Annotated in this window: 32 protein-coding genes; all 32 read left to right on the forward strand. The window is 69.6% G+C overall.

Translation table 11 applies throughout. The features are described from left to right. The first annotated feature begins 10 nt into the window (after positions 1-10). The 32 genes from rplC (at position 11) to BJF86_RS06450 (ending at position 18,571) form a co-directional block, all read left to right on the forward strand. On the forward strand, positions 11-682 hold the full coding sequence (gene rplC / locus BJF86_RS06295; RefSeq protein ID WP_075817533.1) for a 50S ribosomal protein L3: 672 nt from the start codon (positions 11-13) through the stop codon (positions 680-682). Positions 683-689: 7 nt separating this feature from the next. Next, the gene (gene rplD / locus BJF86_RS06300) at positions 690-1,337 is read left to right on the forward strand and encodes a 50S ribosomal protein L4 (RefSeq protein ID WP_075817505.1); all 648 of its coding nucleotides are present in this window, start codon (positions 690-692) and stop codon (positions 1,335-1,337) included. Next, complete coding sequence (gene rplW, locus BJF86_RS06305; RefSeq protein ID WP_022925294.1) at positions 1,334-1,639, forward strand: 50S ribosomal protein L23; 306 nt, start codon at positions 1,334-1,336, stop codon at positions 1,637-1,639. The genes rplD and rplW overlap by 4 nt, the downstream gene beginning before the upstream one ends. A gap of 35 nt (positions 1,640-1,674) precedes the next feature. Continuing rightward, a complete protein-coding gene (gene rplB / locus BJF86_RS06310) occupies positions 1,675-2,511 on the forward strand; it encodes a 50S ribosomal protein L2 (RefSeq protein WP_075811120.1) in 837 nt (278 codons plus the stop codon). Positions 2,512-2,531: 20 nt separating this feature from the next. Next, positions 2,532-2,813 carry a 30S ribosomal protein S19 gene (gene rpsS / locus BJF86_RS06315; protein WP_022925296.1) on the forward strand — a complete coding sequence of 94 codons (282 nt, stop codon included), beginning with the start codon at positions 2,532-2,534 and terminating at the stop codon, positions 2,811-2,813. 35 nt (positions 2,814-2,848) lie between these two features. Next, complete coding sequence (rplV, locus tag BJF86_RS06320) at positions 2,849-3,214, forward strand: 50S ribosomal protein L22 (protein WP_075811121.1); 366 nt, start codon at positions 2,849-2,851, stop codon at positions 3,212-3,214. Beyond that, entirely contained in the window at positions 3,214-4,068 is an 855-nt protein-coding gene (gene rpsC / locus BJF86_RS06325) for a 30S ribosomal protein S3 (RefSeq protein WP_075817507.1), read from the forward strand. Before rplV ends, rpsC begins: the two co-directional genes overlap by 1 nt. Further along, the gene (gene rplP, locus BJF86_RS06330; protein ID WP_066641570.1) at positions 4,068-4,487 is read left to right on the forward strand and encodes a 50S ribosomal protein L16; all 420 of its coding nucleotides are present in this window, start codon (positions 4,068-4,070) and stop codon (positions 4,485-4,487) included. Before rpsC ends, rplP begins: the two co-directional genes overlap by 1 nt. Further along, positions 4,487-4,735, forward strand: coding sequence for a 50S ribosomal protein L29 (rpmC, locus tag BJF86_RS06335; protein ID WP_022925300.1), 249 nt, complete (start codon positions 4,487-4,489; stop codon positions 4,733-4,735). Before rplP ends, rpmC begins: the two co-directional genes overlap by 1 nt. A gap of 2 nt (positions 4,736-4,737) precedes the next feature. Beyond that, entirely contained in the window at positions 4,738-5,073 is a 336-nt protein-coding gene (rpsQ, locus tag BJF86_RS18760; RefSeq protein WP_075817509.1) for a 30S ribosomal protein S17, read from the forward strand. 106 nt (positions 5,074-5,179) lie between these two features. Next, positions 5,180-5,548: a 50S ribosomal protein L14 gene (gene rplN / locus BJF86_RS06345; protein ID WP_010148661.1), complete on the forward strand. Its 369-nt coding sequence runs from the start codon at positions 5,180-5,182 to the stop codon at positions 5,546-5,548. Between the two features lie 4 nt (positions 5,549-5,552). Continuing rightward, entirely contained in the window at positions 5,553-5,897 is a 345-nt protein-coding gene (gene rplX, locus BJF86_RS06350) for a 50S ribosomal protein L24 (protein ID WP_022925302.1), read from the forward strand. 2 nt (positions 5,898-5,899) lie between these two features. Next, on the forward strand, positions 5,900-6,499 hold the full coding sequence (gene rplE / locus BJF86_RS06355; RefSeq protein WP_075817511.1) for a 50S ribosomal protein L5: 600 nt from the start codon (positions 5,900-5,902) through the stop codon (positions 6,497-6,499). Beyond that, on the forward strand, positions 6,499-6,684 hold the full coding sequence (locus BJF86_RS06360) for a type Z 30S ribosomal protein S14 (RefSeq protein WP_022925304.1): 186 nt from the start codon (positions 6,499-6,501) through the stop codon (positions 6,682-6,684). Before rplE ends, BJF86_RS06360 begins: the two co-directional genes overlap by 1 nt. A 125-nt stretch (positions 6,685-6,809) precedes the next feature. Further along, positions 6,810-7,208, forward strand: coding sequence for a 30S ribosomal protein S8 (gene rpsH / locus BJF86_RS06365; RefSeq protein WP_022925305.1), 399 nt, complete (start codon positions 6,810-6,812; stop codon positions 7,206-7,208). A gap of 30 nt (positions 7,209-7,238) precedes the next feature. Continuing rightward, a complete protein-coding gene (gene rplF, locus BJF86_RS06370; RefSeq protein ID WP_075817513.1) occupies positions 7,239-7,778 on the forward strand; it encodes a 50S ribosomal protein L6 in 540 nt (179 codons plus the stop codon). 3 nt (positions 7,779-7,781) lie between these two features. Beyond that, on the forward strand, positions 7,782-8,156 hold the full coding sequence (gene rplR / locus BJF86_RS06375; RefSeq protein WP_022925307.1) for a 50S ribosomal protein L18: 375 nt from the start codon (positions 7,782-7,784) through the stop codon (positions 8,154-8,156). Between the two features lie 41 nt (positions 8,157-8,197). Beyond that, positions 8,198-8,866, forward strand: coding sequence for a 30S ribosomal protein S5 (gene rpsE / locus BJF86_RS06380; protein WP_022925308.1), 669 nt, complete (start codon positions 8,198-8,200; stop codon positions 8,864-8,866). Further along, positions 8,866-9,048, forward strand: a complete 183-nt coding sequence (gene rpmD / locus BJF86_RS06385; RefSeq protein WP_075817515.1) for a 50S ribosomal protein L30 — start codon at positions 8,866-8,868, stop codon at positions 9,046-9,048. The genes rpsE and rpmD overlap by 1 nt, the downstream gene beginning before the upstream one ends. Position 9,049: 1 nt before the next feature. Further along, the gene (gene rplO, locus BJF86_RS06390) at positions 9,050-9,520 is read left to right on the forward strand and encodes a 50S ribosomal protein L15 (protein ID WP_022925309.1); all 471 of its coding nucleotides are present in this window, start codon (positions 9,050-9,052) and stop codon (positions 9,518-9,520) included. Positions 9,521-9,716: 196 nt separating this feature from the next. Further along, on the forward strand, positions 9,717-11,042 hold the full coding sequence (gene secY, locus BJF86_RS06395) for a preprotein translocase subunit SecY (protein WP_075817517.1): 1,326 nt from the start codon (positions 9,717-9,719) through the stop codon (positions 11,040-11,042). Then, the gene (locus BJF86_RS06400; RefSeq protein ID WP_075817519.1) at positions 11,042-11,647 is read left to right on the forward strand and encodes an adenylate kinase; all 606 of its coding nucleotides are present in this window, start codon (positions 11,042-11,044) and stop codon (positions 11,645-11,647) included. Before secY ends, BJF86_RS06400 begins: the two co-directional genes overlap by 1 nt. Then, on the forward strand, positions 11,647-12,522 hold the full coding sequence (gene map / locus BJF86_RS06405) for a type I methionyl aminopeptidase (RefSeq protein ID WP_075817521.1): 876 nt from the start codon (positions 11,647-11,649) through the stop codon (positions 12,520-12,522). The genes BJF86_RS06400 and map overlap by 1 nt, the downstream gene beginning before the upstream one ends. A gap of 86 nt (positions 12,523-12,608) precedes the next feature. Continuing rightward, positions 12,609-12,830 carry a translation initiation factor IF-1 gene (gene infA / locus BJF86_RS06410; protein ID WP_022925313.1) on the forward strand — a complete coding sequence of 74 codons (222 nt, stop codon included), beginning with the start codon at positions 12,609-12,611 and terminating at the stop codon, positions 12,828-12,830. A 72-nt stretch (positions 12,831-12,902) separates the two neighbouring features. Next, entirely contained in the window at positions 12,903-13,016 is a 114-nt protein-coding gene (gene rpmJ, locus BJF86_RS06415; protein WP_022925314.1) for a 50S ribosomal protein L36, read from the forward strand. 209 nt (positions 13,017-13,225) lie between these two features. Next, on the forward strand, positions 13,226-13,603 hold the full coding sequence (gene rpsM, locus BJF86_RS06420) for a 30S ribosomal protein S13 (protein ID WP_143553710.1): 378 nt from the start codon (positions 13,226-13,228) through the stop codon (positions 13,601-13,603). A 56-nt stretch (positions 13,604-13,659) separates the two neighbouring features. Further along, complete coding sequence (gene rpsK, locus BJF86_RS06425; protein ID WP_058890650.1) at positions 13,660-14,067, forward strand: 30S ribosomal protein S11; 408 nt, start codon at positions 13,660-13,662, stop codon at positions 14,065-14,067. A 28-nt stretch (positions 14,068-14,095) separates the two neighbouring features. Next, positions 14,096-14,704 (forward strand): 30S ribosomal protein S4, encoded by a 609-nt coding sequence (rpsD, locus tag BJF86_RS06430; RefSeq protein ID WP_075817523.1) that lies wholly within the window; start codon positions 14,096-14,098, stop codon positions 14,702-14,704. Positions 14,705-14,892: 188 nt separating this feature from the next. Beyond that, entirely contained in the window at positions 14,893-15,915 is a 1,023-nt protein-coding gene (locus tag BJF86_RS06435) for a DNA-directed RNA polymerase subunit alpha (protein ID WP_022925318.1), read from the forward strand. A gap of 26 nt (positions 15,916-15,941) precedes the next feature. Further along, complete coding sequence (gene rplQ, locus BJF86_RS06440) at positions 15,942-16,619, forward strand: 50S ribosomal protein L17 (RefSeq protein ID WP_075817525.1); 678 nt, start codon at positions 15,942-15,944, stop codon at positions 16,617-16,619. A gap of 98 nt (positions 16,620-16,717) precedes the next feature. Next, on the forward strand, positions 16,718-17,587 hold the full coding sequence (gene truA, locus BJF86_RS06445; RefSeq protein WP_075817527.1) for a tRNA pseudouridine(38-40) synthase TruA: 870 nt from the start codon (positions 16,718-16,720) through the stop codon (positions 17,585-17,587). Positions 17,588-17,596: 9 nt separating this feature from the next. After that, a complete protein-coding gene (locus tag BJF86_RS06450) occupies positions 17,597-18,571 on the forward strand; it encodes a zinc-binding dehydrogenase (protein WP_075817529.1) in 975 nt (324 codons plus the stop codon). The last annotated feature ends 300 nt before the right edge of the window (positions 18,572-18,871 follow it).

Consider the following 18,871-nt stretch of genomic DNA (forward strand, 5'->3'; position numbering starts at 1 on the left):
TGTGACGACGATGACTATTGCAACCACTGCATCGACCACGACGCGCACCCTCAAGGGCGTCCTCGGCGAGAAGCTCGGCATGACCCAGGTCTGGGACGCCGAGAACCGCCTGGTCCCGGTCACGGTCATCAAGGCCGGTCCGGCCGTCGTCACCCAGGTGCGCAACGCCGAGACCGACGGCTACGACGCGGTCCAGATCGCCTTCGGGGCGATCGACCCGCGCAAGGTGACCCAGCCGCTCAAGGGGCACTTCGCCAAGGCCGGGGTCACCCCCCGCCGGCACGTCGCCGAGCTGCGCACCGCCGACGCCGCCGACTACGAGCTCGGCCAGGAGATCACGGCCGAGGCTTTCGAGGGCGGCCAGAAGGTGGACGTCACCGGCACCACCAAGGGCAAGGGCTTCGCGGGCGTCATGAAGCGTCACGGCTTCTCCGGCGTCGGCGCCTCGCACGGTGCCCACCGCAACCACCGCAAGCCGGGGTCCATCGGCGGCTGCGCCACCCCGGGCCGCGTCTTCAAGGGCCTGCGCATGGCCGGCCGCATGGGCGGCGAGCGCCAGACCACCTCGAACCTGACCGTCCACGCCGTGGACGCGGACAAGGGCCTGCTGCTCATCAAGGGTGCCGTCCCCGGCCCCCGCGGCGGCGTCGTCCTCGTGCGCACGGCCGCGAAGGGTGCGTGAACCAGTTATGACCACCATCACCATCACCAAGCCCGCAGGCGGTGACGCCGGCACCGTGGACCTGCCCGCCGAGCTCTTCGACGTGCAGACCAACGTGCCGCTCATCCACCAGGTCGTCGTGGCGCAGCTCGCCGCGGCGCGCCAGGGCACCCACGCCACCAAGACCCGCGGCGCCGTCCGCGGCGGTGGCCGCAAGCCCTACCGCCAGAAGGGGACCGGCCGCGCCCGTCAGGGCTCGACCCGGGCGCCGCAGTTCGCCGGCGGTGGCACGGTCCACGGGCCGCAGCCGCGCAGCTACGCCCAGAAGACCCCCAAGAAGATGAAGGCCGCCGCCCTGCGCGGTGCGCTGTCCGACCGGGCGCGGCACGGGCGTATCCACGTCCTGTCCGCTCTCGTCGAGGGGGAGGCCCCGTCGACGAAGACCGCCCGCACGGCGCTGCTGGCGCTCTCGGACCGCCCGAACTTCCTCGTGGTCCTGGACCGCGCGGACGAGCTGGGTCTGCGCAGCGTGCGCAACATGGCCGAGGTCCACGTGCTCTTCGTCGACCAGCTCAACACCTACGACGTGCTGTGCGCCGACGACGTGGTCTTCACCCAGGCGGCCCTGGACACCTTCATCTCCGGCCCCGCCGCGACTGTCGAGGAGACCGAGTGAGCACTGCATTCAGCACCCAGAAGGACCCGCGGGACATCCTGCTCTCGCCGGTCGTGTCGGAGAAGTCCTACGCGCTGCTCGACCAGGGGAAGTACACCTTCCTGGTCGACCCCCGCGCCAACAAGTCGGAGATCAAGAAGGCCGTCGAGTCGATCTTCGACGTCAAGGTCTCCTCGGTGCACACGATGAACCGCCAGGGCAAGGCCCGCCGCACCCGCTTCGGCATGGGGCGGCGCAAGGACACGAAGCGGGCCATCGTCACGCTCCGTGAGGGCTCCATCGACATCTTCGGCACGCTCTGAGCGCCGGGACACGAGAAGCTAGAGGACTTTCGAGAATGGCTATTCGCAAGTACAAGCCGACGACGCCGGGCCGCCGTGGCTCGAGCGTGGCCGACTTCGTCGAGGTGACCCGCTCCACCCCGGAGAAGTCGCTGGTCAAGCCGCTGTCCAAGACGGGCGGCCGCAACACCTCGGGTCGCATCACGACGCGGCACATCGGTGGTGGCCACAAGCGCGCCTACCGGGTCATCGACTTCCGTCGGGCCGACAAGGACGGCGTGAACGCCAAGGTCGCGCACATCGAGTACGACCCCAACCGCACCGCCCGCATCGCGCTGCTGCACTACACCGATGGCGAGAAGCGCTACATCATCGCGCCGAACCGGCTGAAGCAGGGCGACACGGTCGAGAACGGCCCGTCCGCGGACATCAAGCCCGGCAACAACCTTCCGCTGCGCAACATCCCGGTGGGTACCGTCATCCACGCCATCGAGCTGCGGCCCGGTGGGGGAGCCAAGATCGCCCGCTCCGCCGGCGCCCGCGTGCAGCTGGTCGCCAAGGAGGGCTCGATGGCCCAGCTCCGGATGCCTTCCGGCGAGATCCGCAACGTCGACGCGCGCTGCCGCGCGACGATCGGCGAGGTCGGCAACGCCGAGCAGAGCAACATCAGCTGGGGCAAGGCCGGCCGCATGCGGTGGAAGGGCAAGCGCCCGACCGTCCGCGGTGTCGTCATGAACCCGGTCGACCACCCGCACGGTGGTGGAGAGGGCCGGACCTCCGGTGGCCGCCACCCGGTGAGCCCCTGGGGCCAGCCCGAGGGTCGTACCCGCAAGCCCAACAAGCCCAGCGACAAGCTCATCGTGCGCCGTCGCCGGACCGGCAAGAAGCGCTGAGTTTAGGAGCAGTCCGAAGAATGCCTCGCAGCCTGAAGAAGGGCCCGTTCGTCGACGGCCACCTCACCAAGAAGGTGGACGCGCAGAACGAGGCCGGAACCAAGAACGTCATCAAGACCTGGTCCCGCCGGTCGATGATCACCCCCGACATGCTCGGCCACACCCTCGCGGTCCACGACGGCCGCAAGCACGTCCCGGTCTTCGTGACCGAGTCGATGGTCGGTCACAAGCTCGGTGAGTTCGCTCCGACCCGCACGTTCAAGGGTCACGAGAAGGACGACAGGAAGGGTCGCCGGCGATGACGACCACCACGAACAGCACGGAAGAAGGATTCGTCATGGAAGCCAAGGCGCAGGCGCGGTTCGTCCGCGTGACGCCGATGAAGGCGCGCCGTGTCGTCGACCTGATCCGGGGCAAGAGCGTCCCGGAGGCCCAGGCCCTGATGCGGTTCGCTCCGCAGAGCGCCAGCGAGCCGGTGCTCAAGGTCCTGAACAGCGCGGTCGCCAACGCCCGTCACGCCGCGGACAACGCCGGCTCGGGCATCGACGAGGCCAGCCTCGTCGTGGCCTCCGCCTACGTCGACGAGGGCCCGACCATGAAGCGCTTCCGCCCGCGGGCCCAGGGTCGCGCGAGCCGGATCAACAAGCGCACCAGCCACATCACCGTGGTTGTCGCCGAGCAGACCAAGGGAGGTGCCCGCTGATGGGGCAGAAGATCAACCCGAACGGCTACCGCCTGGGCATCACGACCGACCACCGCAGCCGCTGGTTCGCCGACTCCACCAAGGAGGGTCAGCGCTACCGCGACTACGTGAAGGAAGACGTCGCGATCCGTGAGCTGCTGTCGACCGGCATGGACCGGGCCGGCATCTCCAAGGTCGAGATCGAGCGCACCCGGGACCGCGTCCGCGTGGACATCCACACCGCCCGCCCCGGCATCGTCATCGGTCGCCGCGGCGCCGAGGCCGACCGCCTGCGCGGTGCGCTGGAGAAGCTCACCGGGAAGCAGGTGCAGCTCAACATCCTCGAGGTGAAGAACCCGGAGGTGGACGCGCAGCTGGTCGCCCAGGGCATCGCCGAGCAGCTCGCCGCTCGCGTGACCTTCCGTCGCGCGATGCGCAAGGGTATGCAGTCGGCGCTGCGGGCCGGTGCCAAGGGCATCCGGATCCAGTGCTCCGGCCGTCTCGGCGGCGCCGAGATGTCCCGGTCGGAGTTCTACCGCGAGGGCCGGGTGCCGCTGCACACGCTCCGGGCGAACATCGACTACGGCCTCTACGAGGCCAAGACGACCTTCGGGCGCATCGGCGTCAAGGTCTGGATCTACAAGGGCGACCTGACCGCCAAGGAGCTCGCGCGCGAGGAGGCCCAGGCCCCCAGCGGTCGCGGTGACCGCCGCGGTGGCCGAGGCGGCCGTGGCGGAGCCGGCGGCGAGCGTCGCGGCCGGGCCCCGCGCCGGGACGAGGCGAGCAGCGCCGAGACCGGGGCCGCGGCTCCTGCGAGCGCGCCGGCCGGGTCGGCGCAGGCCGCCCCCGCCACCACCGAGGGAGGGCAGTCCTGATGTTGATCCCCCGTCGCGTCAAGCACCGCAAGCAGCACCACCCCGGCCGCTCCGGCATGGCCAAGGGTGGCACCCAGCTCGCGTTCGGTGACTACGGCATCCAGGCGCTCGCGCCGGCCTACGTCACCAACCGGCAGATCGAGTCCGCTCGTATCGCCATGACCCGCTACATCAAGCGAGGCGGCAAGGTGTGGATCAACATCTACCCGGACCGTCCGCTGACCAAGAAGCCCGCCGAGACCCGCATGGGTTCGGGCAAGGGCTCGCCCGAGTGGTGGGTGGCCAACGTCAAGCCCGGCCGCGTCATGTTCGAGCTGTCCGGTGTGTCCGAGGACGTCGCCCGCGAGGCGCTCCGTCTGGCGATGCACAAGCTGCCCATGAAGACCCGCTTCGTCTCCCGTGAGGGTGGTGACATCTGATGGCTGTCGGTTCTGCGAACCTGACCCCCGAGCAGCTGCGCGGCCTGGAGGACGGCCCGCTGGCCGACGCTCTGGCCGAGGCCAAGAAGGAGTTGTTCAACCTGCGATTCCAGTCCGCCACCGGGCAGCTGGAGAGCCACGGCCGGCTGCGCGCCGTCCGCAAGGACATCGCGCGCATCTACACCGAGATGCGCGAGCGCGAGCTCGGCATCGGCCGTGAGTCCGACGAGAACGAGAAGGTGGGCTGAGCATGAGCGAGAGCACCCAGACCCAGGCCGAGGAGACCGCGGTCGAGGCGCACGAGCCGAGCGAGAGCTCGCTCGGGCACGGCGGTGACCGCAACTACCGCAAGGTGCGGCAGGGCTACGTCGTCAGCGACAAGATGGACAAGACGATCGTCGTCCAGGTCGAGGACCGCGTGAAGCACGGTCTCTACGGCAAGGTCCTGCGGACGACCAACAAGGTCAAGGCCCATGACGCGGACAACACCGCCGGGATCGGCGACCGCGTCCTCATCATGGAGACCCGCCCCCTGTCGGCCACCAAGCGCTGGCGCCTGGTGGAGATCCTGGAGAAGGCCAAGTAAGAACACCCCCGGGGGGCTCGCGCCCCCCGTGCACCCCCACACCACGACGTCTGGCCAGGCTCACGGCATACCGCGTGAGAACCAGCCGGCAGTAGGAGAACGAACAGTGATCCAGCAGGAGTCGCGACTGCGCGTCGCCGACAACACCGGTGCCAAGGAGCTCCTGTGCATCCGTGTGCTCGGTGGCTCCGGCCGCCGCTACGCGGGCATCGGGGACACCATCGTGGCCACGGTGAAGGACGCCATCCCCGGCGGCAACGTCAAGAAGGGCGACGTCGTCAAGGCGGTCATCGTGCGCACCCGCAAGGAGCGTCGGCGCCCCGACGGCAGCTACATCCGTTTCGACGAGAACGCCGCGGTCATCCTCAAGAACGACGGTGACCCCCGCGGTACCCGCATCTTCGGCCCGGTGGGCCGTGAGCTGCGCGACAAGCGATTCATGCGGATCGTCTCGCTCGCGCCGGAGGTGATCTGAGGACATGGCGAAGATGAAGATCAAGAAGAACGACCTGGTGCAGGTCATCGCCGGCAAGGACAAGGGCCTGCAGGGCCGCGTCATCGCCGTGCACACCGACACCGACCGCGTGCTGGTCGAGGGCGTCAACCGCATCACCAAGCACACCCGTGCCGGTGGGCAGCGGGGCGTCAACACCGGTGGCATCCAGGTCCAGGAGGCCCCCATCCACGTGTCCAACGTGATGGTGGTCGACCCGGAGACCAAGACGCCGACCCGGATCCGGACGCGCGTCGAGACGGTGGACCGCGATGGCCGCGACAAGACGGTGCGCACCCGCGTGGCGGTGCGCTCGGGTAAGGACCTGTGAGCATGACTGACACGATCACCGACAACGCGACCGAGCAGGACGCTGCGAGCGCCGCCCCCGCGCCGCGCATGAAGGGCCGCTACCGCGAGGACATCGTCCCCGCGATGACCGAGCAGTTCGGCTACGCCAACCCGATGCAGGTGCCCGGGCTGGTCAAGATCACCGTCAACATGGGTGTCGGCGAGGCCGCTCGCGACAGCAAGCTCATCGAGGGCGCCATCCGCGACCTGGCCACCATCACCGGTCAGAAGCCGTCGGTCACGAAGGCCCGCAAGTCGATCGCGCAGTTCAAGCTGCGCGAGGGTATGCCGATCGGTGCGCACGTGACGCTGCGCGGCGACCGCATGTGGGAGTTCCTCGACCGTCTGCTCGCGCTGGCCCTGCCGCGCATCCGCGACTTCCGCGGTCTGTCCCCGCGCCAGTTCGACGGCAACGGCAACTACACCTTCGGCCTCAACGAGCAGTCCATGTTCCACGAGATCGACCAGGACAAGATCGACCGCGTCCGCGGCATGGACATCACGGTCGTGACCACCGCCAAGACCGACGACGAGGGCCGGGCGCTGCTGAAGCACCTGGGCTTCCCGTTCAAGGAGAACTGATGGCCAAGACCGCGCTGATCAACAAGGCCAACCGCAAGCCGAAGTTCGCGGTGCGCGCCTACACCCGCTGCCAGCGGTGCGGCCGTCCGCACTCGGTCTACCGCAAGTTCGGCCTGTGCCGGATCTGCCTGCGCGAGATGGCGCACCGGGGCGAGCTGCCCGGCGTGACCAAGTCGAGCTGGTGACGGCGGCACACCCGCCCGAGCCCACGGCATACCGCACCACCTGCATCTGAGAAACCACCACCTGGAACATCGAAGGTCGCCCGGGAGCCCCGGGGGAAACCGCGATGAGAAAGGGCACGAAGCCCATGACCATGACCGACCCGATCGCGGACATGCTGACCCGGATCCGGAACGCCAACTCGGCGCACAAGGACCAGGTCTCCATGCCGTACTCCAAGCTGAAGTCCACCATCGCCGAGATCCTCAAGGCCGAGGGCTACATCGCCTCCTGGTCCTCTGCGGAGGCCGAGGTGGGCAGCACGCTGATCATCGACCTCAAGTACGGCCCCAACCGGGAGCGCTCCATCGCGGGTGTGCGCCGTGTGTCCAAGCCGGGCCTGCGCGTCTACGCGAAGTCCACCAACCTGCCCCGGGTGCTGGGCGGCCTGGGCGTGGCCATCATCTCCACGTCCTCGGGCCTGCTCACCGACCGCCAGGCGGCCGAGAAGGGCGTCGGCGGCGAAGTGCTCGCCTACGTCTGGTGACCCGGAGCAGAAGGTAAGGAGCACAGAAGAATGTCTCGAATCGGACGACTCCCCGTCACCGTCCCCTCCGGTGTCGACGTGGCCATCGACGGCTCGACCGTCACCGTCAAAGGCCCCAAGGGTCAGCTCGCGCTCGACGTCGTCGAGCCGATCGCGGTGGCCGCCGGCGAGGACGGCAGCATCGAGGTGACCCGACCGGACGACGAGCGTGACTCGCGGTCCCGGCACGGCCTCACGCGCAGCCTCATCGCCAACATGGTCGAGGGCGTGACCAACGGCTACACCAAGAAGCTGGAGATCCACGGCACGGGGTACCGCGTGGTGGCCAGGGGCAGCGACCTGGAGTTCGCGCTCGGCTACAGCCACCCCATCCTCATCAAGGCCCCGGAGGGCATCACCTTCGAGGTCGAGAACCCCACCCGGTTCTCGGTCACGGGCATCGACAAGCAGCAGGTCGGCGAGGTCGCCGCGAACATCCGCAAGCTGCGCCGCCCCGACCCCTACAAGGGCAAGGGCGTGCGCTACGAGGGTGAGCGCATCCGCCGCAAGGTCGGAAAGGCTGGTAAGTAAGCCATGGCACAGATCGTCAAGCGCGCCAAGAGCAAGAGCGCCGCGCGGGGCCGCCGTCACGTGCGGCTGCGCAAGAAGGTCACCGGCACCACAGAGCGTCCGCGCATCGTGGTCAACCGGTCCTCCCGGCACGTCTTCGTCCAGCTGGTCGACGACACCCGCAGCGCGACCGTGGCCTCGGCCTCGACCATGGAGGCGGACCTGCGTTCCGCCGACGGCGACAAGACCGCCAAGGCCCGGCGCGTCGGCGAGCTGCTCGCCGAGCGTGCCAAGGCCGCCGGCGTCGAGACCGCGGTCTTCGACCGTGGTGGCAACCGTTACGCCGGCCGGGTGGCCGCGATTGCGGAGGGCGCCCGCGAGGGCGGCCTGGCCCTCTGACAGACCCCGACAGACACAGACCAGGAAAGAGGAACCTTCCTATGGCTGGTGACTTCCAGCGCCGCGGCTCTGGTGGCAGCTCCGCCTCCGGTGACGCCCGCGACAACCGTCGGGGCGGCCGTGACAACAACCGAGACAACCGTGACGGCCGTGGCCGTGGCGGCCGGGACGACGACCGCAACCAGTACCTGGAGCGCGTCGTCACCATCAACCGCGTGGCCAAGGTCGTCAAGGGTGGCCGCCGCTTCAGCTTCACCGCGCTCGTCGTGGTGGGTGACGGCGACGGCACCGTGGGCGTCGGCTACGGCAAGGCCAAGGAGGTGCCGGCCGCGATCTCCAAGGGCGTGGAGGAGGCGAAGAAGAACTTCTTCCGCGTGCCCCGGATCGCCGGCACCATCCCGCACCCCATCCAGGGTGAGGACGCCGCGGGCGTCGTCATGCTGAAGCCGGCCAGCCCGGGTACCGGTGTCATCGCCGGTGGTCCGGTGCGCGCCGTGCTCGAGTGCGCCGGCATCCACGACGTGCTCAGCAAGTCGCTCGGGTCCAGCAACTCCATCAACATCATCCACGCCACCGTCGCGGCCCTGCAGGGGCTGGAGCAGCCGGAGTCCGTCGCGGCCCGCCGGGGCAAGTCCCTCGAGGACGTCGCCCCGCACGCGATGCTCAAGGCTCGCGCCGACGCGGCGGCCGAGGCGAAGGCAGGTGCCTGATGGCCAAGCTCAAGGTGACCCAGATCAAGTCCACCGTCGGCACCAAGCACATGCACCGGGAGACCGTCCGGAGCCTGGGCCTGAAGCGGATCGGTGACACCGTCGTCAAGGAGGACCGCCCGGCGTTCCGGGGCATGGTCCGCACGGTCGCCCATCTGGTGACCGTGGAGGAGGTTGACTGATATGGCCGACAGCACCGCCCGCCGCGAGGCGGCCGCGCTCAAGGTCCACCACCTGCGCCCGGCCCCGGGAGCCAAGACCGCCAAGACCCGTGTGGGTCGCGGTGAGGCGTCCAAGGGCAAGACCGCAGGCCGCGGCACCAAGGGCACCAAGGCCCGCTACCAGGTGCCCGAGACCTTCGAGGGTGGACAGACCCCGATGCACATGCGGCTCCCGAAGCTGCGCGGGTTCACCAACCCGTTCAAGGTGACCTACCAGGTCGTCAACCTCGACACCCTGGCCTCCCTCTTCCCCGAGGGCGGCTCCATCGGCCCGGCCGACCTGGTGGCCAAGGGCGCGGTCCGCAAGGGCCAGCCGGTCAAGGTCCTCGGCACCGGCGAGGTGTCCGTCAAGCTCGATGTCACCGCCACCAAGTTCTCGGCCTCCGCCAAGGAGAAGATCGAGGCGGCCGGCGGCAGCACCACCGAGGCCTGACCGACCCCCCTGCCGCACCGCTCGTCCACGTGAGGTCCTGCGTCGCTCCGGCGACTGCAGGGCCTCACGTGCATACCCACGGCTTTCCTGCACCACCTTCGCCGGTGTTATCGTCAACGGGATCCATGGCTCGTCACCGGGCCTGACCCTCGCCCGACGCGCCGCGCGAGTCGACCGGCCCCTCAGGAGGACCTGAATGCTCTCCGCCTTCGTGCGCGCGTTCAAGACACCGGATCTTCGCAAGAAGATCCTCTTCACGCTCGCGATCATGGCGCTCTACCGCCTCGGGACGCACATCCCCACACCCGGCGTCGACTACGGCCTGGTCCAGCAGTGCCTCAACACCGCCGAGCTGTCCGGCAACGTGCTGGGGATGGTCAACCTCTTCTCCGGCGGCGCGATGGTCCAGCTGTCCGTCTTCGCTCTGGGGATCATGCCGTACATCACGGCCGCGATCATCGTGCAGCTGCTGACGGTGGTCATCCCGCGCTTCGAGCAGCTGAAGAAGGAGGGGCAGGCCGGGCAGACCAAGATGACGCAGTACACCCGCTACCTCACCATCGGGCTCGCGGTGCTGCAGGCGTCGACGCTGGTGACGATCGCCCGCGAACCCACCCGGCTGTTCGGCGCCTCGTGCACGTCCGTCATGCCCGACGACGGCATCTGGACCCTCTCCCTGATGGTCCTCACCATGACGGCCGGCACCGGCCTCATCATGTGGCTGGGGGAGCTCATCACCGAGAAGGGCGTCGGCAACGGCATGTCGTTGCTCATCTTCGTCTCCATCGCCGCCGGCTTCCCGGCCGCCCTCGGCGCGATCTATCAGAGCTCGGTGACGACCTTCGTGCTGGTGATGCTGCTGGGCCTGGTCATCATGACCCTGGTCGTCTACGTCGAGCAGTGCCAGCGGCGGATCCCGGTGCAGTACGCCAAGCGGATGGTGGGGCGCCGGCAGTACGGCGGGACCTCGACCTACATCCCGCTCAAGCTCAACATGGCCAACGTGATCCCGATCATCTTCGCCAGCTCGATCCTCATGCTGCCCTCGCTCATCGCGAACTTCAACCGGCCCACGGCGGCAGGCGCGACGGCACCGGGCTGGGTCACCTTCGTCGACCGCTACCTGTCGATGGGGGCCACGGGGTCGGGGACGCACTGGGTCTACATGGTGCTGTATGCCGCGATGATCATCTTCTTCTGCTTCTTCTACACCTCGGTGACCTTCAACCCGACCGAGGTCGCCGACAACATGAAGCGCTACGGCGGCTTCATCCCGGGCATCCGGGCCGGCCGTCCGACGGCGGAGTACCTCGAGTACGTCATCAACCGGATCACCACCCCCGGTGCCCTCTACCTCGCCGGGCTCGCGCTGATCCCGCTCATCGCCTTCAACGTGATGGGGGTGGCCAACTTCCCGCTGGGCGGCGCCTCGATCCTCATCATCGTGGGTGTCGGTCTGCAGACCGTCAAGCAGATCGAGTCCCAGCTCCAGCAGCACGACTACGAAGGGTTCCTCCGCTGATGCGACTGATCATGCTCGGACCGCCCGGTGCAGGCAAAGGCACCCAGGCCGTTCACCTCTCCGCCGCCCACGGGATCCCCGCCATCTCCACCGGCGACATCTTCCGGGCCAACATCAAGGACGAGACCGAGCTGGGGCTGCAGGTGAAGCAGATCACCGCCTCCGGCGGCTACGTCCCCGACGAGGTCACCAACGCCATCGTGCGCGACCGGCTCGGCCAGGACGACGCGGCCCGGGGTTTCCTGCTCGACGGCTATCCCCGGACGACGGGCCAGGTGGAGGCGCTGGACGAGATGCTCGCGGAGGCCGGTCACGGCCTCGACGCGGTGGTCGAGCTCACCGTCGACACCGACGAGGTGGTCCAGCGGCTGCTGACTCGCGCCCAGGAGCAGGGCCGCGACGACGACACCGAGGAGGTCGTCCGCGAGCGGATGCGGATGTATGCCGAGGAGACCGCTCCGCTGGCCTCGCGCTACAAGGAGCGCGGGCTGCTGCGCCGGGTGGACGGCATGGGCGAGGTCGCCGAGGTGACCGCCCGGATCGAGGCGGCACTCGCGGACCTCACCGGGCCGGACGCCGGCGACGCCGCCTCCGCCCCGCGCTGATGTCGCTGTTCCGTCGCCGGTCCCGGATCGAGGCCAAGACGCCCGAGCAGCTGCGGGCGATGCGCCGGGCCGGGCGGGTCGTCGCCGACACCCTGGCGCTCGCCTCCCGGCGGGCTGTGGCCGGGGTCTCGACGGGCGAGCTGGACGCCCTGGCCGAGGACGCCATCCGTAGCGCGGGGGCGGTGCCCAGCTTCCTCGGCTACCACGGGTTCACCGGGAGCCTGTGCATCTCGGTCAACGACGAGGTCGTGCATGGCATCCCCGGGGGGCGGGTGCTCGCCGAGGGTGACCTGGTCTCGATCGACTGCGGAGCAATCGTCGAGGGCTGGCACGGGGATGCCGCCGTCAGCCTGGTCGTGGGCGGCAGGGACCGGGGGACGCCCGCGGACCTGGCCCTCATGGACGACACCGAGACCTCGCTGTGGGCGGGTATGGCGGCGTTGCGGCCGGGGGACCGGCTCTTCGCCGTGGGCGACGCGGTGGAGGCCAGCGTCGACGCCTCGCTCGACCGGCGCCGGCGGGAGGGCGTGCCCGGTGTGGAGGTCTACGGCATCCTCGAGGACTACACCGGCCACGGCATCGGTCGGGAGATGCACATGGACCCGCACGTCCCGAACTACGGTGTCAGCGCCACCGGGCCGACGGTCCCGTCCGGGGCCACCCTGGCGATCGAGCCCATGGTCACGCTGGGCACCATCGAGACCCGCACGCTCAAGGATGACTGGACCGTCGTGACCGGCGACGGCAGCCGGGCGGCGCACTGGGAGCACACGGTCGCGGTCACCGACGACGGTCTATGGGTGCTCACCGCGGCCGACGGGGGAGCGGCCGGCCTGGAGCGCGTGGGGGCCCGCTTCGCCCCGCTCGCCGACTGATTCGCCTCGAGGGTTGCCCGTCCCGTACGATGGTGCGTCGGCCCTGCGTGGGCCGAGTCCAGTGCAATTCAGGGAATGTGGAGGACATGGCGAAGAAGGACGGCGTCATTGAGATCGAGGGCACGGTTGTCGAAGCCCTCCCGAACGCGAACTTCCGGGTCGAGCTCACCAACGGACACGTGGTGCTGGCTCACATCTCCGGGAAGATGCGGCAGCACTACATCCGGATCCTCCCCGAGGACCGGGTCGTGGTGGAGCTCAGCCCGTACGACCTGACCCGCGGTCGCATCGTCTTCCGTTACCGCTGAGTGGTGCGGACCCCTCCGGGTCCTCGTCCTCAGCACCCCTGATCAGATCCCTCCACCCGAAGGCAGGAAGCCATGAAGGTTCAGCCGAGCGTGAAGAAGATCTGCGACAAGTGCAAGGTGATCCGCCGTCACGGCCGGGTCATGGTGATCTGCGACAACCTGCGCCACAAGCAGCGCCAGGGCTGAGCAGAGAGCGTTCCGCGCGCGTCGCAGCTTCGATGCGTCAGCACGACCACAACTGAAGATCCCCAGATGACGCAGCACCCGACCCCCGCCGACCGGCGGGACGTCACCCCCGGCCGCGAGAGCCGGGGACCGCGGGCGACCGAGCCCATCAGACGATGCGGACCGGTGCTGCACCAGACTCTCGCACGACAGCCAAGGAGCACTGCCACATGGCACGACTCATCGGTGTCGACCTGCCGCGCGACAAGCGCGTCGAGGTCGCTCTCACCTACATCTTCGGCGTGGGACGCACCCGCGCCGTCTCGACGCTGGAGGCCACGGGCGTGGACCCGTCCACCCGCGTCAAGGACCTGACGGAAGAGCAGCTGGTCGCCCTGCGTGACCACCTCGAGGCGAGCTTCCGCCTCGAGGGCGACCTGCGCCGTGAGGTGGCCGCCGACATCCGCCGCAAGGTCGAGATCGGCAGCTACCAGGGCCTGCGGCACCGCCGCGGTCTCCCGGTGCACGGTCAGCGCACGAAGACCAACGCCCGGACCCGCAAGGGCCCGAAGCGCACCGTCGCCGGCAAGAAGAAGGCGACCAAGTAATCCCTCTGCCGGGAGGCCCCGCCCCCGCAGACCTGCTCTTCCGCTAGGAGAAACACATGCCCCCCAAGAGCCGTCAGGCCACCGGCGCGCGCAAGGTGCGCCGCAAGGAGAAGAAGAACGTCGCCTTCGGGCAGGCTCACATCAAGAGCACGTTCAGCAACACCATCATCTCGATCACCGACCCGACCGGTGCCGTCATCGCCTGGTCCTCCTCGGGCCAGGTCGGCTTCAAGGGGTCGCGCAAGTCGACCCCCTACGCCGCCCAGATGGCCGCCGAGGCCGCCGCGCGCCGCGCGATGGACCACGGCATGAAGAAGGTCGACGTCTTCGTCAAGGGTCCGGGCTCGGGTCGCGAGACTGCGATCCGCTCGCTGACCGCCGCCGGCCTGGAGGTCGGCGCGATCTCCGACGTGACGCCCCAGGCGCACAACGGCGTCCGCCCGCCCAAGAAGCGTCGCAACTGACCGCCCCGGAAGGAACTAGGTAAGCATCATGGCCCGTTACACCGGTCCCATCACCAAGAAGTCCCGCCGGCTCAAGGTCGACCTCGTCGGCGGCGACAAGAACTTCGACCTGCGTCCCTTCCCCCCGGGGCAGCACGGTCGGCGCCGCAGCCAGGAGAAGGAGTACCTGACCCAGCTGCAGGAGAAGCAGAAGGCCCGCTTCACCTACGGCGTCATGGAGAAGCAGTTCCGTCGCTACTACGCCGAGGCGGCCCGCCGCCCGGGCAAGACCGGCGCCAACCTGCTCATCATCCTCGAGTCGCGCCTCGACAACGTCGTCTACCGGGCCGGCCTGGCCCGCACCCGTCGTGCCGCCCGCCAGCTCGTGACCCACGGTCACTTCCTGGTCAATGGCCATCGGGTCGACGTGCCGAGCTACCGGGTCGAGCAGTACGACATCATCGAGATCCGGCCGCAGTCGGTCGAGACCTTCCCGTTCGAGCTGGCCCGCCAGACCTACGGCGACCGTCCGGTCCCCGCCTGGATGAAGGTCGTGCCCGGCTCGCTGAAGATCCTCATCCACCAGCTGCCCACCCGGGAGCAGATCGACACGATCCTCACCGAGCAGCTGATCGTCGAGCTCTACTCGAAGAACTGATCGGGTGGGGGCTTCGCCCCCACCTACCCCCACGACCAGGAGCTCGCTTCGCTCGCGCTCCTGGTCGTTCCGGGAATCCAGGCCTCGCTCCGCTCGCCGGATTCCCGGGCCCCGGCATACGGACAGAGGTATGCCGGGCTCCCGCACGCGGCGTCATATAGCGGTCGCCCGTGGAAAGGAACTGAACAGTGCTCATCGCACAGCGCCCCACCCTCACCGAGGAGGTCGTCTCCGACACCCGGTCGCGGTTCGCCCTCGAGCCGCTGGAGCCGGGCTTCGGCTACACCCTCGGCAACTCCCTGCGCCGGACCCTGCTGTCCAGCATCCCGGGGGCCTCGCTCACCAGCATCCGGATCGACGGCGTGCTCCACGAGTTCTCCACCATCCCGGGTGTCAAGGAGGACGTGACCGAGGTCATCCTCAACCTCAAGTCCCTCGTCGTCTCCAGCGAGCACGACGAGCCGGTCGTGATGTACCTGCGCAAGCAGGGCGCGGGCCCGGTGACCGCCGCGGACATCGCGCCGCCGGCGGGCGTGGAGGTCCACAACCCCGAGCTGCACCTGGCGACCCTCGGCGAGTCGGGCACCATCGAGATGGAGATGACCGTCGAGCGCGGCCGCGGCTACGTGTCGGCGCAGCTGAACAAGTCCGGGGAGCAGGAGATCGGCCGGATCCCGGTCGACTCCATCTACTCGCCGGTCTTGGCGGTGACCTACAAGGTCGAGGCCACCCGTGTCGAGCAGCGCACCGACTTCGACCGCCTGGTGATCGACGTGGAGACCAAGAGCTCCATCGCCCCGCGCGACGCCGTCGCCTCGGCCGGGCGCACCCTGGTCGAGCTGTTCGGCCTGGCCCGCGAGCTCAACGCCGAGGCCGAGGGGATCGAGATCGGTCCCTCCGTCGGGGACGGTGCCCTGGCCTCCGACCTGGCGCTGCCCATCGAGGAGCTGGACCTGACGGTGCGCTCCTACAACTGCCTCAAGCGCGAGGGCATCCACAGCGTGGGTGAGCTCGTCGGGCGCAGCGAGGCGGATCTGCTCGACATCCGCAACTTCGGCGCCAAGTCGATCGACGAGGTCAAGGACAAGCTCGCCGAGATGGGCCTGGCGCTCAAGGACAGCCCGCCCGGGTTCGAGGGTGCCGCGTCCTACGAGGACGGCGGCTACGAGGACGAGGGCGACGCCGCCTTCGCCGAGGACGAGCAGTACTGAGATACGAGAAGGCTTAAGGAGAACTCATGCCTGCCCCCAAGAAGGGTCCGCGCCTCGGCGGCGGTCCGGCGCACGAGCGCCTGATGCTGTCCAACCTGGCGACTGCTCTGTTCGAGCACGACCGCATCACCACCACCGAGGCCAAGGCCAAGCGGCTCCGTCCGCTCGCCGAGCGACTGGTGACCTTCGCCAAGCGCGGCGACCTGCACAACCGCCGCAAGGTCCTGGCCATCGTCCAGGACAAGGGCGTCGTCCACCGGCTCTTCACCGAGATCGCGCCCGACGTGGCCGAGCGGCAGGGTGGCTACACCCGGATCACCAAGATCGCGCCGCGCAAGGGTGACAACGCCCCGATGGCCGTCATCGAGCTGGTGCGGGAGCCGGTCGCCAAGAAGGCGGTCGTCACCCAGGCCGAGGGTGCCACCAAGCGCTCGGCCAAGGACCGCGAGGCCGCGGCCATCAGCGACGACGAGCTCGAGGCGGAGGAGCCCACCACGAGCGACGCCGCGGAGGTCGACCAGGCTCAGGCGGAGGTCGAGGCCGCCGACGACGCCGCCGAGCGCGGCGCCGAGCCGGCCGCCGACGGCGAGCTCACCGAGGTCGCCGACAACGAGGCGGCCGACGACACGACCGAGGCCGCGATGGTCTCCGGCGGGGCCGACGATGCGCAGCAGCCGGCGGAGGGCGACGACTCCGCGAAGTGAGCCGTCGCGTCCCGGACGCACCTGAGGGCCGCCCATCCCCCACCGGGGGTGGGCGGCCCTCGTCGTCGCCTCCTGGTCGTGCAGGGCAGGATGGACGGGTGCGCATCAGGATCGACCTCGCCTACGACGGCACGGACTTCTCCGGGTGGGCGCGTCAGCCCGGGCTACGGACGGTCGAGGACACGCTCGCGTCGGCGCTGGCGACCGTCCTGCGCAGCGACCCGCCGAGGCTGACCGTCGGTGGGCGCACCGACGCCGGCGTGCACGCCCGGGGATCGGTGTGCCACCTCGACGTCGACGCTGCCGTCTGGTCCAGGGTGCCGGGCCGGTCCGACCGGCCACCCGGTCAGGCACTCGTCGCCCGGTTGGGAGGCGTGCTGCCCCAGGACGTCGTGGTCCGCCGCGCGTGTGAAGTGACCGACGGCTTCGACGCGCGCTTCTCCGCGCTGCGACGTCGCTACAGCTACCGCCTGCTGGACCGTCCCGAGGTCGCCGACCCGTTGCGGCGCCGGGACACGGTCGTGGTGCGACAGGCTCTCGATGTGGCGGCGATGGACGCCGCAGCACGGTCGCTGGTGGGGCTGCACGACTTCGCGGCGTTCTGCCGGCCCCGGGACGGTGCGACCACCATCCGGACCCTGCTCGACTACCGTTGGACCCGGGGTGAGGACGGCGTGCTGGTCGGCACGGTCGTGGCGGACGCCTTCTGCCACAGCATGGTGCGGGCGCTGGTCGGCGGTGTCCTGCCCGTGGGGGAGGGGCGCCGGACCGGGTCCTGGCCGGCGGAGGTGCTCCGTGCCCGGACCCGCGACCCTGGTGTCCGCGTCATGCCGGCGCACGGTCTGTGCCTCGAGGAGATCGTCTATCCCGAGGGCTCCGAGGTGCAGGCGGCGCGGGCGTCGGAGAGCCGGGCCACGCGTGCCCCGGTGACCGCGGGCCGACGAGACCCGCGGTCGGGGACGGACTAGGGTCGAGCCATGCAGGCCGCCTACGCCCAAGAGATCCATCCGGACGAGCCGCTGCGCGGGCTCGTGGTCGGGGAGCGGCCGGACCCTGAGGCGCCGAGGGGATGGCGGGTCCTGCCGGTCGTCGCCGCCGGACTCAACCATCACGACCTGTGGTCGCTGCGCGGCGTGGGGCTGTCCCCCGAGCGGCTCCCGATGATCTTGGGCTGTGACGCGGTCGCGGAGCATCCCGAGCTCGGGGAGGTGGTGATCTACCCCGTCATCGAGGGCACCCCCGGGTGGGAGGGGGACCCGACCTTGGACCCTCGGCGCAGTCTGCTCTCCGAGCTGCACCAGGGGACCCTGGCGGAGTACGTCTGCGTGCCGGAAGGGGCATGGGTCCCGCGACCGGAGCACCTCAGCGCCGTGGAGGCCGCCGCGCTGTCGACCTCCTGGCTCACGGCCTACCGCATGCTGTTCTCCCGGGCCGGCGTCGCCCCCGGTGACACCGTCCTCGTGCAGGGCGCCGGTGGTGGGGTGTCGACCGCTCTGATCCAGCTCGGTGCGGCGGCCGGCCTCACGGTCTGGGTGACGGGGCGCAGCGAGGAGAAGCGGCGACGAGCCCAGGACCTCGGCGCAGAGCGCACCTTCGAGCCTGGTGAGCGACTCCCGGCGCGGGTCGACGCCGCCCTGGAGAGCGTCGGCGCGGCGACCTGGTCCCACTCGATCAACGCGCTGCGACCCGGTGGCACCGTGGTCATCTGCGGTGCCACCTCCGGGGATGCTCCCGAGAAGGCGGAGCTGACGAAGATCTTCTTCAAGCAGCTCCGCGTCGTGGGATCCACGATGGGGACCCGGGAGGACCTGGCCCGGCTCTGCCGCTTCGTCTCCGGCACCGGGCTGCGGCCGGTGATGGACCGCAGCTATCCCCTGAGCCAGACGGCCGACGCCCTGCGCCGGATGCACGACGGGGGAGCCGTGGGGCAGCTGGGGATCCAGGTCCGCTGACCGCCAGGGCGACGGTTTGCACGCCGCTCCTGCGCACGTGTACAGTAGTGCTTCGCGGCCGACGCGGAAGCGGCGGACGCACAGCCACAGCCCGCATCCCGATCACCCACTCCGGATCACCTGATTTGGAGACGGTGCGCAGGGTCCGGTAGGCTGGAGAGGTTGCCCCGCAGCGGGAAGCTCGACCAGAGTCTGACCGCCGGTGTGTGTCCGATTCTTGAGAACTCAACAGCGTGTTTGTTTTTTGATGCCATGTTTGTTTGGCCATGGCACTGGTCACCCCCGTGGTTGGTGTTGTGG

It is taken from the genome of Serinicoccus sp. CNJ-927, from assembly GCF_001942435.1.
Lineage (GTDB): Bacteria > Actinomycetota > Actinomycetes > Actinomycetales > Dermatophilaceae > Ornithinicoccus > Ornithinicoccus marinus.